Source organism: Streptococcus cuniculi (assembly GCF_001921845.1).
Lineage (GTDB): Bacteria > Bacillota > Bacilli > Lactobacillales > Streptococcaceae > Streptococcus > Streptococcus cuniculi.
Window position 1 is genome coordinate 301,665 of sequence record NZ_MSJM01000002.1, and the last position, 18,148, is coordinate 319,812.

The 18,148-nt window shown below is 45.8% G+C and carries 16 protein-coding genes and 2 pseudogenes; 3 read left to right on the plus strand and 15 right to left on the minus strand.

Going from position 1 to position 18,148, the window contains the following annotated elements; all coding sequences use genetic code 11:
* Nucleotides 1-44: 44 nt before the first annotated feature.
* The 15 genes and pseudogenes from BU202_RS03165 to cdaA all read right to left on the minus strand — a co-directional run bounded on the left by BU202_RS03165 (nt 45) and on the right by cdaA (nt 15,396).
* Nucleotides 45-2,309, minus strand: coding sequence for a glycogen/starch/alpha-glucan phosphorylase (locus BU202_RS03165; RefSeq protein WP_075104352.1), 2,265 nt, complete (start codon nt 2,307-2,309; stop codon nt 45-47).
* 166 nt (nt 2,310-2,475) lie between these two features.
* The gene (gene deoD, locus BU202_RS03170) at nt 2,476-3,186 is read right to left on the minus strand and encodes a purine-nucleoside phosphorylase (RefSeq protein WP_075104353.1); all 711 of its coding nucleotides are present in this window, start codon (nt 3,184-3,186) and stop codon (nt 2,476-2,478) included.
* Nucleotides 3,187-3,198: 12 nt separating this feature from the next.
* Entirely contained in the window at nt 3,199-4,008 is an 810-nt protein-coding gene (locus tag BU202_RS03175; protein ID WP_075104354.1) for a purine-nucleoside phosphorylase, read from the minus strand.
* Between the two features lie 17 nt (nt 4,009-4,025).
* Complete coding sequence (locus BU202_RS03180; protein ID WP_075104355.1) at nt 4,026-4,586, minus strand: nucleotidyltransferase family protein; 561 nt, start codon at nt 4,584-4,586, stop codon at nt 4,026-4,028.
* Between the two features lie 21 nt (nt 4,587-4,607).
* Nucleotides 4,608-5,126, minus strand: a pseudogene (locus BU202_RS03185) (ClbS/DfsB family four-helix bundle protein).
* 1 nt (nt 5,127) lies between these two features.
* A complete protein-coding gene (locus BU202_RS03190; protein ID WP_075104356.1) occupies nt 5,128-6,339 on the minus strand; it encodes a phosphopentomutase in 1,212 nt (403 codons plus the stop codon).
* Nucleotides 6,340-6,425: 86 nt separating this feature from the next.
* Nucleotides 6,426-7,100, minus strand: coding sequence for a ribose-5-phosphate isomerase RpiA (rpiA, locus tag BU202_RS03195; protein ID WP_075104357.1), 675 nt, complete (start codon nt 7,098-7,100; stop codon nt 6,426-6,428).
* 131 nt (nt 7,101-7,231) lie between these two features.
* Nucleotides 7,232-7,810, minus strand: a complete 579-nt coding sequence (locus tag BU202_RS03200; RefSeq protein WP_075104394.1) for a LemA family protein — start codon at nt 7,808-7,810, stop codon at nt 7,232-7,234.
* Between the two features lie 17 nt (nt 7,811-7,827).
* Nucleotides 7,828-8,622 (minus strand): TPM domain-containing protein, encoded by a 795-nt coding sequence (locus BU202_RS03205; protein ID WP_075104358.1) that lies wholly within the window; start codon nt 8,620-8,622, stop codon nt 7,828-7,830.
* 37 nt (nt 8,623-8,659) lie between these two features.
* On the minus strand, nt 8,660-9,244 hold the full coding sequence (locus BU202_RS03210; protein WP_075104359.1) for a uracil-DNA glycosylase family protein: 585 nt from the start codon (nt 9,242-9,244) through the stop codon (nt 8,660-8,662).
* A gap of 69 nt (nt 9,245-9,313) precedes the next feature.
* Complete coding sequence (pepV, locus tag BU202_RS03215) at nt 9,314-10,711, minus strand: dipeptidase PepV (protein WP_075104360.1); 1,398 nt, start codon at nt 10,709-10,711, stop codon at nt 9,314-9,316.
* A 108-nt stretch (nt 10,712-10,819) separates the two neighbouring features.
* Nucleotides 10,820-12,361 carry an ABC-F family ATP-binding cassette domain-containing protein gene (locus BU202_RS03220; protein ID WP_075104361.1) on the minus strand — a complete coding sequence of 514 codons (1,542 nt, stop codon included), beginning with the start codon at nt 12,359-12,361 and terminating at the stop codon, nt 10,820-10,822.
* Between the two features lie 99 nt (nt 12,362-12,460).
* Nucleotides 12,461-13,813, minus strand: coding sequence for a phosphoglucosamine mutase (gene glmM / locus BU202_RS03225; protein ID WP_075104362.1), 1,353 nt, complete (start codon nt 13,811-13,813; stop codon nt 12,461-12,463).
* Nucleotides 13,814-13,832: 19 nt separating this feature from the next.
* Nucleotides 13,833-14,552: a CdaR family protein gene (locus BU202_RS03230; protein ID WP_075104363.1), complete on the minus strand. Its 720-nt coding sequence runs from the start codon at nt 14,550-14,552 to the stop codon at nt 13,833-13,835.
* The gene (gene cdaA / locus BU202_RS03235; RefSeq protein ID WP_075104364.1) at nt 14,542-15,396 is read right to left on the minus strand and encodes a diadenylate cyclase CdaA; all 855 of its coding nucleotides are present in this window, start codon (nt 15,394-15,396) and stop codon (nt 14,542-14,544) included. The genes BU202_RS03230 and cdaA overlap by 11 nt, the downstream gene beginning before the upstream one ends.
* Nucleotides 15,397-15,630: 234 nt before the next feature.
* Between cdaA and murT the strand changes: the two genes are divergently transcribed.
* The 3 genes and pseudogenes from murT to BU202_RS03250 form a co-directional block, all read left to right on the plus strand.
* On the plus strand, nt 15,631-16,974 hold the full coding sequence (murT, locus tag BU202_RS03240; protein ID WP_075104395.1) for a lipid II isoglutaminyl synthase subunit MurT: 1,344 nt from the start codon (nt 15,631-15,633) through the stop codon (nt 16,972-16,974).
* A gap of 1 nt (nt 16,975) precedes the next feature.
* Nucleotides 16,976-17,764: a lipid II isoglutaminyl synthase subunit GatD gene (gene gatD / locus BU202_RS03245; RefSeq protein ID WP_075104365.1), complete on the plus strand. Its 789-nt coding sequence runs from the start codon at nt 16,976-16,978 to the stop codon at nt 17,762-17,764.
* A 9-nt stretch (nt 17,765-17,773) separates the two neighbouring features.
* Nucleotides 17,774-18,022, plus strand: a pseudogene (locus BU202_RS03250) (LapA family protein); the annotation flags it as partial.
* Nucleotides 18,023-18,148 lie beyond the last annotated feature (126 nt).

Genomic DNA, 18,148 nt, shown 5'->3' on the forward strand with positions numbered 1-18,148 from the left:
CTAGCATTTCTTGAGCGCAAGATAAAAAGGTCCACCGGACCTTTTTATTCCTCCAAATGCCAAATGTCTTCGTTGTACTGCTCAATTGTGCGGTCGCTTGAGAAGAATCCTGCTTTGGCAATGTTGACAATGACTTTTTCAAGCCAAGCATCGCGGTCTTCATAGTCTGCTAGCATGCGTTCCTTGGTTGCAATGTATTCTTCCAAGTCAAGCAGGGTCATAAAGTGGTCATTGTGCTTGAGATTGTTTTGCAGTCTCCACAAACGCTCATCGATTCCTCCAAATTGACGCACCAGATCGCTCGTGATAAAGTCAATCAGCGGACGGATGGCATCTTTTTCGTAGAAGCTGTATGGATGGTAGCTACCATGAGCATAGTGATCAATCACCGTCTGGCTGTCTTGACCAAAGATATAAATATTCTCATCTCCTACCAGCTCATGAATTTCCACATTGGCACCGTCATCTGTACCGATGGTCAAGGCACCATTGAGCATGAATTTCATATTTCCTGTACCAGATGCTTCTTTTGAAGCCAGAGAAATTTGCTCTGAAATATCCGCAGCTGGAATGATGAAGCTCGCTTCCGTCACATTGTAGTTTTCAATCATGACCAATTGCAAGTGCGGACTTACTTCAGGATCATGCTGAATCACCTGCGACAAGACCAAAATCAAGTGAATAATATCTTGGGCAATGGTATAGGCTGGCGCTGCTTTTCCACCGAAGAAAACGGTCAAAGGACGCGCTGGGATATTCCCCGCCTTGATGTCCAAATACTTATGAATCACGTACAAGACATTCATCTGTTGACGTTTGTACTCGTGCATCCGCTTGATTTGTACATCAAAAATCGAATCTGGATTGACCTCTACTCCTTGCGTTTTCGCAATATGTCGTTGCAATTTGCGCTTGTTGTGACGTTTGATGTTTTCTAATTCCTGTTTAAAGGCTGCGTCATCCTTATAACCAAGCAAGTCCTCCAAGGCTTCCGCACGGCGGTGGTAATCACGACCAATCAAGTCATCCAGATAATGCGCCAAACGTGGGTTGGCATGCATGAGCCAGCGACGGAAGGTGATACCATTGGTCTTATTGTTGAATTTATCAGGGTACAAGTCATAGAAGGCCTTGAGCTCTGATGATTTCAAAATCTCCGTATGAAGGGCTGCCACACCATTGATCGAATAACCATAATGAATGTCCATGTGGGCCATGTGAACACGACCATGCTCATCGATGATATTGACTGCTGGATTATCCTCAATCGCTTTAGCACGACGGTCCAATTCCTCGATAAATGGCACCAAGTGCGGTACAACCTTGTTCAAGAAGTCAAGTGGCCATTTTTCCAAGGCTTCCGATAAGATGGTATGGTTGGTATAGGCTGTCATGCTCTTGACAATCTCAACGGCCTCATCAAAGGAGATACCACGGAGTTCCAAAAGGCGAATCAATTCAGGAATCACGAGCGATGGGTGGGTGTCATTGATTTGCACGACCGCATAGTCTGCCAAGTCATGCAGGTTCGATCCCTTAGCAACCGCTTCGTCAATCAAGAGTTGCGCAGCATTTGATACCATGAAATACTGCTGGAAAATCCGCAAGATTTTTCCTTGATCTGTGGAATCATCAGGATAAAGGAAGAGGGTCAAGTTACGGAAAATATCCTCCTTATCAAAGTCAATACCATCATCGATGATATTGTCATCAACAGAGGCCAAGTCAAAGAGACGCAGACGATTTTTCTTTTCGGTCTTATAGCCCGGTACATCAATGTCATAGAGTTTTGAGGTCAGGGTAAAATTCGCAAATGGTACGTGGTAGGAAATCGGAGACTCTGTCAACCAAGAACGCGGCGTAATCCACTCATTGGGCACGGCTGATTGTTGGTGATATTGGAAGAGCTGACGGAAAAGTCCAAAGTGATAGTTGAGACCAACACCGTCCCCATTCAAACCAAGACTGGCAATCGAATCAAGGAAGCAGGCTGCCAAACGGCCCAAGCCACCATTTCCGAGCGACGGCTCCATTTCCACTTCTTCAATGGCAATCAAGTCTTTCCCTGCTTCTGCTAGCTGGTGCTTGACTTCGTCATACAAGCCTAAGTTGATGAGATTATTGGACAAGAGTTTTCCAATCAAAAATTCGGCTGAAATGTAGTAGACCTTCTTCTTCTGGTCGTTAGTACACTTGGCTTCACTGCGCTGTTTCGTAAATGCAAGCAAGGCATAGTACAACTCTTGATCAGAGCAATCCTCGATTCGTTTGGCATACATGGTTTGAACAAAATTTTGTAAATTAATCATGTTCTAGTAACTCCTCTTGTTTTCATTTTTAGTTAGAAATAAATATGCAAGTTTTCCGATTTTTTTGGAAACGCTTTCTAATAATATTATACTACATTTTATCAAAAAAGGCAAGAACCTCGCCAAAAAAAATTCACACCCCGTAGGGTGCAAATCTTCTTCTGATTTATTTTGAAATCAAGGTTTCCAATCCCACCTTCATCATGTCGGTAAAGGTTGTTTGGCGTTCTTCTGCTGTCGTGTCCTCATCTGGATTGACCAAGCTGTCTGAAATGGTCATGATACCAAGTGCTTCGACACCGTGTTGAGCTGCTAGGTAGTAAAGAGCTGCAGCTTCCATCTCAACGGCGTGAACCCCCATGGTGCCCAATTTCACATTTTGCTCATAGAAGTTTGAGTAAAAGACATCAGATGACAAGACCGAGCCGACATGCGTGGTCATGCCCATGTCCTTAGCAATATGGTAGGCCTTGTCCAACAGATTAAAGCTCGCAATCTGCGGGAAGTCATACATCGGCCAATCGTTTCTGATGATGTTTGAGTTGGTCGCTGCAGCCTGTGCCAAGACCAATTCACGCACGTGAACATCAGGATTGAGAGAGCCTGCTGTTCCCACACGAATCAGGCGTTTCACTCCATAGTCCACAATCAACTCACGCGCATAGATAGAAATGGAAGGCATTCCCATACCAGTCCCCATGACGCTGACCCGCTCTCCTTTATAGGTTCCTGTATAGCCATACATGCCACGAATTTCGTTAAAGAGCACTGCATCTTCTAAAAAGTTTTCAGCGATGAATTTTGCCCGCAAGGGGTCACCTGGTAGTAAAATCTTGTCCGCAATCTCGCCGACTTTTGCTCCAATATGAATTGACATTGTTTTCTCCTCTTATAATCCTGCCAAGATTGCTTTGACCAAGCCCTTGAAATCTTCCTTGATACGAGTGGTTACTTCCACCACTTCTTCATGATTGAGCGAGCTTTGGAAACCTGCTGCATAGTTGGTAATGGCTGAAATTCCTAGCACCTTCATGCCTGAATGCACCGCTACAATCACTTCTGGTACTGTTGACATGCCGACTGCAGATGCTCCCATGGTCTGGTAAGCACGGATTTCTGCTGGTGTTTCGTAGGTTGGACCAGACACACCGAGATAGACACCTTCTTCAACCTTAACTCCAATGCTATCTGCAATTTCCTTGGCCTTGGCACGGTAGTCCTTACTGTAAGCATCTGACATATCTGGAAAACGTGGCCCAAATTCGTCCAAGTTTTCACCGATGAGTGGATTGGTGCCAATCATATTGATATGGTCGTTAATCATCATAAGAGTTCCTGGACCGTAGCCAATTCCCCCTGCTGCATTGGTCACGATGATGCTGTGGCAACCAAGAGCCTTCATCACACGAACAGGGAAGGTCACGACTTCCATCGGATTACCTTCATAGTAGTGGAAACGTCCTTGAAGTGCCAAGACTTTCTTACCAGCCAAGTCTCCGTAGACCAATTTCCCAGCGTGACCAACGACTGTTGACTGCCCCCAGTTTGGAATATCAGCATAGTCGATGACAATGGCATTTTCCACCTCATCTGCTAATTCTCCCAAGCCTGAGCCCAAAATCAAGCCAAATTCTGGCGCTGTAAGACCTTTTGCTTCCAAAAAGCTCTTTGTTTCTTGAATTTTTTCAATTAGTGACATCTTTTCTATTCTCCTTTTTATTTCACAAAGCTGCGTTTATACAGTCTGTGACTTTCGATATTTGCTTCTGCGTCTTTCTCATCCCAAATTTGTAGTTCCCAGGGATAGTAAAAATTGCTCTGATTTTTAAAGTAGATATGAATACCTACGTAGCCGTCCCTATCTCTGATATACCAATTTTTTAGGCCATACATCTCTTTCCAATCATCCAAACGATTCAAAATCTCCCGAACCTCTTCTGATGACAGAATCATTCGTGCCCCAAAAATATCATTTAGAATATTATTGACAGGATATTTCGTATCTCTTTTTTTATAGGAATCAATCTTATACAGAATGCTTTCCGTCGTTTTGACACGATAAAAATAATGAATATCTTTTACATCTGCGCGATATAAATAGTCATTGATCGATTCATGTAAATTCAAACGATAGGACAAGATATGTTCAATCGGCACTTTACTAAAGGTATGAGAAAGATTGACTTTTTCCACTTTCCCTGTTTCAAAATAGTCTTTTGAATATAGATGATGAATGCGATTGATTTCCGCAATCAAGCGTTCTACTTTTTCAATCATAGGACCACCCTATTGTGTTTCTTAACGTGTTGCATGCACCTTCTTCCACTTCCGAATCTTTGTTCGAAAGCTGGTAAAGGGGGCAACGGTATTGATATGAATCCATTTCCAGACAGGCCACTTGCTGGGCGTTGAGCTAGCCCATTTGCGCTGATTCGGTAAAAAGAGCTCCTCATCTGTATAGCTGTTCACCTGCTGGACAATCGCGCAAACTTGCTCTTGAAACTGCACCATCAAATCGTGCAAAGACAAGTCCGCAACCGCTTCATAAAATGCCTGATAGAGTCCGCCCAGCTGATTCCACTTGAAATCGGGATGGGGGGGTATGACCAGACGCCCTGCCTGCTCCTCTCGCTCCCAGCCTTACACGAGTTTCAGCCAGCCTAATTGATAGGCAATCATCTGCGCTGGACTTCGGTCCACTCCATCTAGGAGCAGGTCCTTATCCTGTTCAGAAATCTCCGAAAACTCCCCAATAAAGAGGGCTGCTTTCTTCTCTATTTCTGCTATGAGGGCTACCTTGGATTCATATTCTCTCATCTTATACCAACTTATCTAAGAAACTTTCTCCAATCTGGCTCTTTTCAACGCCAAAGTTCTCTGCAATAGTCGCTGAAATATCCGCAAAGTGTCCTACAGGGATGTGACCCGCGCCTTTGAGGGATTTTCCAAAGATGAGCAATGGCACATACTCACGCGTATGGTCTGTTCCGACATAGGTCGGGTCATTTCCATGGTCTGCGGTAATCATGAGCAAGTCGTCCTCGCGCATATTGTCGATGATTTCTGGCAAGCGCGCATCAAATTCTTCCAAGCAATCGCGGTAGCCTTCGGTGTCACGACGGTGTCCATACACCGCATCAAAGTCCACTAAATTGGTGAACGAAAGCCCTTCTGTAAAGTCTTGATTTTGCAAGACCTTGATAAAGTTGTCCACACCGTGGTTGTTTGATTTGTTATGCCCCATATCATGAGAAATGCCTGCGCTGTTGAAAATGTCATTGATTTTTCCAACTCCGTAGGTATCAATTCCTGCTGCTTTCAAGTTATCAAGTACAGTTGGAGCAAATGGAGAAACGGCATAGTCATGACGGTTGGAAGTACGTGAGAAATTGCCCGGAGTTCCTACGTATGGACGCGCAATGATACGCCCCAATAAAGATGGACGTTCAAGGGTGATGGAACGCGCGTATTCACAGATTTTATAGAGTTCTTCTAGCGGAATCACCTCTTCGTGCGCTGCGATTTGTAGCACAGGGTCCGCAGAAGTATAGACAATCAACTCGCCTGTTTCCATTTGACGTGGGCCGAAGTCATCAATGACGGCTGTCCCAGAATACGGTTTGTTGGCCTCACGAATGATTTTCCGTCCTGAAAATGCTTCGATTTTTTGAAGAAGCTCTTCTGGAAATCCGTCCCAGAAAGTATCAAACGGGTCTGTGATGTTGAGCCCCATGATTTCCCAGTGGCCTGTCATGGTATCTTTTCCGCGCGATACCTCTTCTAATTTTGTGACATAACCTGTCGGATTTTCTTCAGCAGCAACCGTTTTGAGCGGTGTGTCGCGTTCAATATTTCCCAGACCGATTTTGGCCATATTTGGTACTGTCAAACCTGCGGTTTCCGAGATGTGTCCCAAGGTGTCGGACGTTGTGTCTGGCTCGCCTGCATTGAAGAACTGATCTGCGTCAGGCGCAGCACCAATTCCTACTGAATCTAATACAACAACGTGCATGCGTTTAAATTTTGCCATTTCTTTCTCCTTTAAATGAATGATTATTTCTATTATAACACAAAAACGCTTTCCTAGTCATTTCTAGGCAAAGCGCTTATTGAGACTTAATGTTTTTCAAGGAAGCGTGGACCATCTGGATAGCCCACAATGACTTTGGATACCAGCTGGATAAAGAGACCGTGTTCTACAACTCCTACTGTATGGTCTAATTCATTCGCCAAGGCATCGGCATCTGGAATTTCTCTTAAGTCTAAGTCAATAATATAGTTTTTCATATCGGTCACGAGTTTTTCGCCATCTTTCATACGGAAACTTGGACGATAGCCTTTTTCTTCAAAGGCTCTAAATAAATTCTCTGCCCCATATTGAACGACTTCAACTGGTAATTTAAAGGCACCTAGGGTTTCCACAACCTTTGATTCATCGACAATCCAGATACAATCCTTGCTGTTCACCGCTACAATCTTTTCCATGAGGAGAGCTGCCCCACCACCTTTAATGCCGTTGAAAGCTCCGTCTACTTCATCAGCACCATCCACGGTGACATCCACATACGGCACTTCATCGATGGATTTTAAGGGAATTCCTAGAGAGGCTGCATGCTCTGATGTCGCATTGGACGTTGTCACACCAACGATGGATAGTCCTTCTTCTTGGACGCGACGCCCCAACTCTTGAACAAAATAGTAGGCTGTCGAGCCTGTTCCAAGACCAACAATCATGCCATCTTTTACAAATTCAGCAGCTTTCAGCCCCACTTGTTCTTTCAAATTTACCATGACCATACTCCTTTTTAAAACGTTTTCCCTTACAGTATACCATTTTACTATCCGTATTGGAAATGAAAATCGCATTTTGGCGGGGCAAAAAAACACCCTCTGCTATCACTAGAGAGAGGTGTCTGATTTTCCTATTTATCCTTCAAATTGACACTTGGAACAGTTGTTGCAGCGTCAGATGTGGCTTGGAACAAGTCAACTTTTTCATAGCCAAAGATTCCTGCGTAGATGCTTGTTGGGAATCGTTTGATTTTTTTATTGTAGGCTGTCGCAATGGTATTGTAATCCTTACGAGCAACCAAGAGGCGATTTTCTGTCCCCTCAAGCTCTGTAATCAAGTCAGAAACTTGTTGGTTAGAATTGAGTTGCGGATAATTTTCTGTCAAGACCAAGAGACGAGAGACTGCTGAATCCAGTTGGCTTTGCCCCTCATTGTATTCGGCAGATCCTTGCTTGCTAGATCCGATTTTGGCCCGCGCATCAGCAATAGCTGTAAAGACTTCTGTCTCATGCTCCATAGCGCCCTTAACAGAAGCGACAACGTTTGGAATCAAGTCATAGCGTCGTTGCAACTGTGTATCCACATTAGACTGGGCATTTTCAACCTCAGCATAGCTATCGACTAGACCATTGTATTGACCAATGGCTCCCATCGCGATAAAGACAATCGCTAAAACAGGGATTAAAATATAGAGTAATTTTTTATTCATATCTTTTCCTTTCTTTCCTACCAACCAGATGAGGCTCCTCCGCCTCCTCCGCCGCCACCAGACCAGCCACCGCCTCCGAATCCAGATGATCCTGAGGAATGAGAATGGTCATTGGAGCTACCAGATGAACTATTGAGCAACATCCATAGCAGGGTATCACCACCGCCACGGCCTCCTCTGCCGCCACGACCACCTCTACCACCATAGTCTAGTACGAAGCCGATGATAATACATGCGAGAACAATAAACCAGAAGGAAAGACCATTATCCTCACCATGCTCTTCTTCAAACTCCTCCATGCGTGCCTGGGCTCGATCGGTGCCATAGAAGCTATCACCTATCGCATCCACAATATAGCGGACACCACCATCGTAATCTCCCTCTCGGAAGAAGCTACGCGCGTCCTCTAAGATGCGCCTTGATTCGACATCGGTCAGCACTGTTGCGGCATTATCTGATGTCTCTATCCGAAACTTGCGATCTTCAAGAGCAATGACTACTAGCACCCCATTATTGGTGCCTGCAAAGCCGACCTGCCATTTTCGAAAGACTTCATTTGCCAAGGATTCAATATCGCCTGACAGTTGAGTCGTCATGTACACCCCGACTTGGAGCTGTTCACTCGTTGATTTCCAGGCTCGATTCTCACTATCAATGGCTTGAATCGTGTCTTGCGACAGGGAATTGGTCTCGTCTAGCACCGTTGATTCCTGCGGTCTGTCAGGGACTTGAGCAGAAACAGGAGGGCTGACCATTAGTAGCATCAGAGGGACCAACAAAAGTCCGACAATCCATCGTAAACCTTTCTTCATAGGACGACCTCCTTTTGACTATTATACCATGTTTTCCTTATTTATCTAAGATTTGACTCACTTTTTCTTGCAATTTTGGCACTAAATTGGTCCGAAACCAAGGATTTTTCGCCTGCCAGATATTGTTGCGTGGAGAGGGATGGACAAGGGGCAAATACTGCGGTAGATACTCCTCATAGGCTTGGACTGTCTCGGTCAAGGTCCGTTTTCGCCTGTCTTTTAAGTAATATTCCTGTGCATACTGCCCAATCAGCAAGGTCAATTCCAACTGGGGCAGATTGGCTAATAGCTGCGAATGCCATCTTTGTGCAAATCCCTTTCTCGGAGGTAAGTCGCCTGATTTTCCTTTTCCTGGATAGTAAAAATCCATGGGCAAAATCGCTAGTTGATTGGCATCGTAAAAGGTCTCTGTATCAACACCCAACCATGCCCGCAGATTATCCCCGCTCGGATCAGCAAATAAGCGCGCTTTCTCCTGCGCTTTCAAGCCCGGAGCTTGACCGATAATTACAATCTTTGCCCCGCTACCTGCCTGAAACAGGGGCTGAATACCTTGCTCTGTATAGGCTTGATTGGCAGGGTCTGCTATAATGGCAGTCCGTATCTCTTCGATGCTGGACATCTTGACACCTCTCTTATCTAAAAGGAACTGGACATTCGCCCAGCTCCTCTTCACTATGTTTGAAACTGCTTATTTGACCAATTCGTAAATGGCTTCTGCGTAAATCGCTGCCGCTCTCATCAGGTCTTCGACATCCGCAAATTCATTGGCTTGGTGCATAGTGTCTGTATAGCCTGGGAACATGGCACCGTAAGCCACACCGCGTTTCAAGAGGCGACCAAAGGTTCCACCACCGATAACTTGTTCATGACCACGCAAGCCTGTTTGGCGTTCGTAGACATCTAAAAGTGTCGCAACAAGCGGATCTTCCATCGGTACATAGTGCGGTGTGTGCCCGTGTTCTGACAAGGTCACATCCGCTACCGCAAGTTGTTTCAAGACGGCCTGAATCTCTTCTGGTGTCGTGCCTTTTGGATAACGGAAATTGAGGGCAATGGTGTTGTCAGCTGCTGTTTCTTCAAAGCGGAAAACACCTGCATTCATGGACAAGGCCCCCATCTTCTCATCGGTGTGAGCCACACCCAGCGCTTCACCCTTATGGTCTTCAAACAAGATGTCGCCTGCAATGGCAAGGTAATCCTTGGCTGGTCCTGCAAAGTCAAACTGGTTCAAGAAACGAGCGAGATAAGTCGCACCATTGATACCAGACTGCGGAGAGGCTCCGTGGGCTGATTTTCCGATGATAGTGACCTTGTATGTACCATCTTCTTCTAAAAGCTCAAAGCGCACTTGATGTTCTGCGGCAAAGGCTGCTAATTTGTCTGCAAGTTCTGGTAATTCACCTGATACGAGAGCTGTTGCAGATTCTGGCACCATATTTTCCCGCAAACCGCCTGTAAAGCTGTGCAAGCGTGCTGCGCCGCTATTTCCCCCAGCAAAATGGAGATACGCGGTGATATTTCCTTTCTCACCATTGATAATTGGGAACTCCGCATCTGGTGAGAAGCCAAAATCAGGCTCTTTGACACCGCTGTGCTCGAAGTAATAATCCATGTCTGCCCAGCCAGATTCTTCGTCTGTTCCGACAACAAAACGGACTTTCTTGGAAATAGGCAAGCCCAATTCCTTGATAATCTTGAGACCGTAGTAGCAAGCCATAGTAGGCCCCTTGTCATCACTTGAGCCACGCGCATAGAGTTTGCCGTCTTTAATGGTCGGAGTGTAAGGGTCTGTGTTCCAACCACTTCCTGCTGGCACCACATCCATGTGGGCGAAAATTCCAAGCACTTCATCACCGTCACCGTATTCAAAGTGACCTGCGTAGTTGTCTACGTTCTTAGTTGGATAGCCGTCACGCTCTGCAATTTCTAAGAATTTGTGCAAAGCCTTGACAGGGCCAGGGCCAAATGGATGCTCCGCATCTGCCAAGCTATCATCACGCTCTGAGTTGATTTCAAGCAAGCTGAACAAGTCAGCCAGCAAATCTTCACGGCGTTTTTCTACTTCTGCCTTAAAATCAATTGTCATTTTTTCTCCTTTTCAAGTATGAATTGATACTATTCTATCACAAAATGAAAGAGATTTCATACATTTGGTAAAGAAAAAAGCCAACCAGTGGCTTTTTTACTATTCAACTTACATCTCGTTGAAATCCCAGACATCATCTACCCAGCCTTGGTAGAAATCAGGCTCGTGGCAGACCATAAGAATGGAACCTTTATAGGTTTGCAGAGCCCGCTTCAATTCGTCCTTGGCATCGACGTCTAAGTGGTTGGTCGGCTCGTCTAAAATCAGGACATTGTTCTCCCGGTTCATCAAGAGGCAGAAACGAACCTTGGCCTGCTCCCCTCCTGATAAGACCTGAATCTGACTTTCAATATGCTTAGAAGTCAAGCCACAACGCGCCAAGGCAGCACGAATCTCTGCTTGATTCAGGGCAGGAAAGGCATCCCATACCGCTTCAAGCGGGGTCTTTCGATTACCACCTGCCACTTCCTGCTCGAAGTAGCCGATTTCCAGATACTCCCCTTGCTCGACTTGGCCACTCAAAGATGGAATCAAGCCTAGTAGACTTTTGAGCAGGGTTGATTTTCCAATCCCGTTGGCCCCGATAATGGCAATTTTCTTGTTGCGTTCAAAGGTAAGGTTTAACGGCTTACGGTTGAGAACGCGGTCATAGCCGATTTCCAAGTCCTTGGTTTGGAAGATAAAGCGACTCGGTGTTCGTGCCATCTTGAAATCAAAAGATGGTTTTGGCTTTTCAGCCTGTAGTTCAATGATTTCCATTTTATCCAGCTTTTTCTGGCGGGACATGGCCATATTACGGGTTGCGACCCGGGCCTTGTTGCGGTTCACAAAGTCCTGTAAATCAGCGATTTCTTTTTGCTGACGCTCATAGGCGGCTTCTAGCTGGGCACGCTTCATAGCATGGACTTCTTGGAACTGGTAATAGTCTCCCGTATAGCGGGTCAATTGCTGGTTTTCCACATGGTAGACAATGTTAATCACATCATTTAAAAAAGGAATATCGTGGGAAATCAGAACAAAGGCATTTTCGTAATTTTGCAAATACCGCTTGAGCCACTCGATATGCTCGGCATCCAGATAGTTGGTTGGCTCGTCAAGGAGCAAGATGTCAGGCTTTTCCAGCAAGAGCTTGGCGAGGAGAATCTTGGTGCGTTGCCCACCTGAAAGCTCGGTCACATCGCTATCCATCCCAAAATCCATGACACCCAAGGCGCGCGCCACCTCGTCAATCTTGGCATCTAGGGTATAAAAATCACGGCTCTCTAGACGGTCTTGAAGCTCTCCCACTTCTTCCATGAGGGCATCCATATCCGCTCCCTCATCTGCCATGGACATGTAAATCTCGTTAATCCGCTCCTCGGTCTTAAACAGCTCATCAAAGGCAGTCCGCAAGACATCACGGACAGATTGCCCTTTTTCTAGCTTGGCATGCTGGTCAAGGTAGCCTGCTGTCACATAGCGGGACCACTCGACTTTCCCCTCATCGGGCAGCATTTGCCCTGTCACAATCGACATAAAGGTGGATTTCCCCTCACCGTTTGCCCCGACTAGTCCGATATGCTCTCCCTTGAGCAGGCGAAAGGACACATTTTCAAAAATCGCACGGTCCCCAAAGCCATGGCTTAAATTTTTTACTTCTAAAATACTCACGTTTTTCTCCTATGTTCAGTTCATCAACCTTACACTAAAGAAAGTTTGAGACGGTGATGGGGTCCCAAACTTCCTATTCTTTTCATCTGTCTAGACAACTTAGTCCAAGCCAATCTCCGCTCTCACCACATCTGCAATGGTGTCCACGTAGTAGTCCACTTCTGCATGGGTTGGCGCTTCTGCCATGACGCGTAGCAAGGGCTCTGTGCCACTTGGACGAACGAGAATACGGCCATTCCCAGCCATTTCAGTCTCCATTTTGTCAATGATAGCAGCAATAGCTTCCACTTCCATGGCCTTATCTTTCATGCTATTTTCTACACGAATATTGACCAATTTTTGTGGGTAGATGGTTACTTCACTTGCCAATTCTGAAAGTGTCTTGCCTGTTTCTTTCATGATTTTGGTCAATTGCACGGCGGTCAACTGTCCATCTCCTGTGGTGTTGTAGTCCATCAGAATCACGTGACCAGATTGCTCCCCACCAACATTGTAGCCTGACTTGCGCATTTCTTCGACCACATAGCGGTCTCCAACAGCTGTGACGGCTTTGTCGATGTCTTCACGTTCCAAGGCCTTGTGGAAACCAAGATTGGACATGACGGTGGTCACAATGGTATTTTGTGCCAGTAGTCCGCGGTCAGCAAGGTACTTACCGATGATGTACATAATGCGGTCGCCATCGACCAACTCGCCCTTTTCATCGACTGCAATCAAGCGATCGCTATCTCCATCAAAGGCCAGACCGATTTGGCTGCCTGTTTCTTTGACCAATTCCTGCAAGGCTTCGGGGTGGGTCGATCCCACGCCCTCGTTGATATTCAAGCCATCCGGATTTTCTGCCATGACAGCCAGTTGCGCACCCAAGTCGGCAAATACGTGACGGGCAGAGGTGCTGGCTGCACCATTTGCCGTATCAAGGGCAACTTTCATGCCCTCCAAATCAAAGCCTGTTGAGACGAGGAATTGTTGGTATTTGCGCAAGCCCTCTGGATAATCGACCACATCTCCAAGACCTTGAGCAGATGGACGTGGCAGGGTGTCTTCTTCGGCATCAAGAAGGGCTTCAATCTCTGCTTCTAACGCATCATCTAACTTAAATCCGTCACCTGCAAAGAATTTAATCCCGTTATCTTGGGCAGGATTATGGCTGGCTGAAATCATGACCCCTGCGCTTGCTTTTTCTGTCCGAACCAGATAGGCCACCCCAGGAGTAGCAATCACACCTAGCTTGTAGACATGAATCCCCGCAGAAAGAAGACCTGCAACCAAGGCAGCTTCTAACATTTGACCTGAAATCCGTGTATCACGTCCGACAAATACGCGCGGCGTTTCTGTCTCGTGCTGACTGAGGACATAGCCCCCAAAGCGTCCTAATTTAAAGGCAAGTTCTGGTGTCAGCTCAATATTTGCTTCACCACGAACACCATCTGTTCCAAAATATTTTCCCATTATTTCCTAACTCTCTTTCTTATTTTTTTGTCTTGGTAATCGTCGCTTGCAAGGTCGCTCCGTCCTGTGATAGGACAACTGGCAAGACATTTCCTTGATTATCCACTGCTTGCAAGGTCGCTTCTCCGCTATAATCGTCATCTAAGTTACTCGCATCAGGTACTATGGCTTCCACACGATCGATACGAGACAGGGTATCTTCATCTGTTGTAACTTTGACCGAGGAAACATTTACGGTGACTTTGCCTAGGCTGTAGCCGTCTGCTAACTGACTATTGGTAATGACACCTTGAACGCTGTAACTCTTGCTCACTTTCTTACCGATTTTCACGGTGACGGCATCAGGAACCAATTTAGCCTTGACCCCCGTTGGGAGGTTGGACACAACGAGCTCAATCGTATGTGTGCCCTTTTCAAACCCTTTTAAATCTGCTGTCACTTCAAAGGTCCGCGTCGCTTCATCTGTTTCCCTTTGTAAAATCACTCGATTGGAAGCGGTTAGGGAGACGGTTGTCGTAGGTGAAAAACCTGATATAAAGTAGTTTTCATTGTCATACTTGATGTCAATCGGTACGCTGGTAATCGTATGCGTATAGGTTTCCGATTCGGTGACCTTCTTGGTTGTATTAGCCGTTGTAATCGAATTTTTATAATTGGTCGTTGTGGCATAAAAGAAGAGGACAAGGGCAATGAAGGCTGAAAGAAGTAAATGCCCTACTTTTTTGAGTTTATCGTGCATGTTTGCTACCTCCTAAGCGTTCTAACCAACTTCTCTTTTTCACGTCATCAGGAGTAAATACGCTCCGCAATTCGCTTTCAAATTCATCTAGGCTAAGACCATGCTTGAACAGTCCGTTGTAGGCAACCGAGATACTACCTGTTTCTTCTGAAACGATAAAGACAAAGGCATCGGACACTTCTGCTAGACCAATCGCTGCCCGGTGTCTGGTTCCAAATTCTTTTGAAATCCCCGCACTTTCTGTCAGCGGGAAATAAGCACACGATACCGCAATCTTATCTTCTTGAATAATCACCGCACCATCATGAAGCGGTGTATTGGGAATAAAAATGTTAATCAATAACTCGCTTGAAATATCAGCGTCAAGTGGAATACCAGTTGAGCAATATTCGCGCAAGGTCTGGGTCCGCTCAACTGCGACTAAAGCTCCGATTTTCCGAGGAGCCATATAGGCTGCTGCCTTGATAAAGGCTTGGATGAGGGCCTCTTCTGCGCTCAATTCCACCCGTGCAAATAACTGCGTTGTCCGACCGAGTTTTTCGAGGCTGGTCCGAATCTCAGGCGCAAAAATCACCACTCCTGCGATAACTCCGTAGGTGATGACCTGATTCATCAACCAGGAAATGGTCTGTAATCCCAGTAAGCTGGCCAAAATTTGGAAAAACAAGAAGAGAAAAACGCCACGAACCAAGGTCATAATCTTGGTGCCTGCCAAGGCCTTACTAAAACGATAAATCAAATAACTAACCAGTGTAATATCGACTAAGTGCATCAAGGCAGTCCAAGGACTCGCCGACAAACTGGACCAGTAATTGGCATCAAATAATTGACTATAATTGAGCATCCGCTTCACATACTTTCTAATTCTTACTGCTCACATTATACCATACTTTTAGGTAATTTTTCTTAAAAGACCCCTAAAAATCCGCTCCTTCATTTGAGCACACTTCCTCACCGTCAGCAGACTTTCCCCAAAACGTCCTTTCAAAATGCTAGAGCTGTCTATCACGAGATTTTTAATGGAGTTCGGCTTTCCGTCCTAGAAAAAGCGATGGCTTTATGATAAAATAAGCCTATGATAAAACTAAATACAGCTTTAGGGCTTCTTGCAGGAAAAACATCCCAGGCCATTCTCAATCGCTTGGGCCGTGGAACCACCCTGCCAGGAAAAATCGCCCTTCAATTTGACAAACAGATTTTAGATAGCCTCGCAAAAGACTATGAGATTGTCGTGATTACGGGAACCAATGGCAAGACGCTGACGACTGCCTTAACGGTGGGCATTTTAGAAGAAGCCTTTGGATCGGTGACGACCAATACCAGCGGAGCCAATATGCTAACGGGGATTACCGCAACCTTTTTGTCTGCTAAGAAAAACAAGAATGGCAAAAAGATTGCTGTGCTGGAAATCGACGAAGCAAGCCTTGCCAAAGTCACTGAATTTATCAAGCCGAGCCTCATCGTCTTTACCAATATCTTCCGCGACCAGATGGACCGCTACGGTGAGATTTACACGACCTACCAGATGATTGTAGACGGTGCTGCGAAAGCTCCGACAGCGACCATTCTTGCAAATGGTGACAGTCCGCTCTTTCATTCGACAAAATTGGTTAACCCCATCCGCTACTATGGGTTTGCGACAGAAGAACACGCGCCAGAGCTTGCCCACTATAATACAGAGGGAGTTCTCTGCCCACACTGCCACCACATTTTGCAATACAAGATGAACACCTATGCAAATCTGGGCAGCTACATCTGTCTTTCTTGCGGATTTGCTCGTCCCGAGTTGGACTACAAGCTCACCGAACTCAAAGAGATTACCCATGTATCTTCAAGTTTTGTGATTGACGGACAGGAATACAAGATTAACATCGGCGGGCTCTACAATATCTACAATGCCCTTGCCGCAGTCAGCGTTGCTGAATTTCTAGGCGTATCACCTGAAATCATCAAGGCTGGCTTTGACAAGAGCAAGGCCGTCTTTGGTCGTCAGGAAACCTTTACAGTAGGAGATAAGGACTGCACCTTGGTTTTGATTAAAAATCCAGTCGGTGCTACACAGGCGCTTGAAATGATTCAATTGGCACCTTACGAATTTAACCTGGCTGTCCTGCTCAACGCCAACTACGCAGACGGTATCGATACCAGCTGGATCTGGGATGCGGACTTTGAGCGGATAAACCAGATGCAGATTCCACATGTATTTGCAGGCGGGGTTCGTGCTTCTGAAATTGCCCGCAGACTGCGGGTGGCTGGGGCTTCTCCTCAAGATATGACGCAGGACCCGTCCATTGAAAAGGTTTTGGAGTTGATAGCAGCGCATGAGACCAAGCATACCTATATTCTTGCGACCTATACTGCCATGCTGGAACTCCGCGAGATTCTTGCACAGCGCCAAATCGTTGGAAGGGAGATGAAATAAGATGGTCTATACATCACTTTTAAGTCCCGCTAAGGACTACACCTATCAGCTCCGCATTGCTCATCTCTACGGGGATTTGATGAATACCTACGGAGACAATGGCAATGTCCTCATGCTCAAATACGTTGCTGAAAAGCTAGGAGCGGGAGTTCAGGTAGACATCGTATCCCTAGAAGATTCATTTGATAAGGATTTCTATGATATTGCCTTTTTCGGTGGTGGGCAGGACTTTGAACAGTCCATTCTTGCAAAAGACTTGCCGACTAAAAAAGAAGATCTCTCATCCTTTATTGAAAATGATGGCGTTATGCTTGCCATCTGTGGCGGCTTCCAACTGCTGGGTCAATACTATATTGAAGCAGGCGGACGCAAGATTGACGGTCTAGGCATTCTCGGTCACTATACGCTCAATCAGGCCAAGAACCGCTTCATCGGTGATATTAAAATTCACAACGAAGAATTTAATGAGACCTACTATGGCTTTGAAAACCATCAAGGACGAACTTTTCTAGCGGATAACCAAAAACCACTTGGAAAAACCATCTACGGACACGGCAACAATAACGAGGATAAGGGTGAAGGTATGCACTACAAAAATACCTTTGGCAGCTATTTTCACGGCCCTATCCTCTCGCGCAATGCCAACCTTGCCTATCGCCTCGTAACCACGGCTCTTCGCAATAAATACGGTCAAGACCTCCAACTGCCTGCCTACGAGGAAGTGCTTGCTCTTGAAAGACCAGAAGAATATGGCGATGTAAAGAGCAAGGCGCGTTTTGAAGAAGAATAGGAGAATGCGATGAAAACAAAACTTCACTATATTGCTATTCTGCTCTTGGTTTTACTGATTGCAGGATTGTCGCTCGCCAACATGGAAACGGTCAAGGTTAGCTATTTGTTCGGCCATTTCCAACTGCCCTTGATTATTCTGATTTTAGTCTCCGTCCTACTCGGTGCAATTGTGGCAAGCCTGCTCGGTCTGAGCAAGCAATTTTCGATCAAAGCTGAACTCAAGCAGGCTAAGAAAGAATTGGAAAACCAAAAACAACGACTTGAAGAAAAAGTCGCACAGGTCCAGCTGGAATTGAACCAGCAAAAACAGCTACTAGCTAATCAGACCACACAAGAAGAACAAATAATCGAATAAGAACATCAACAAATCCCCCTATCGTTC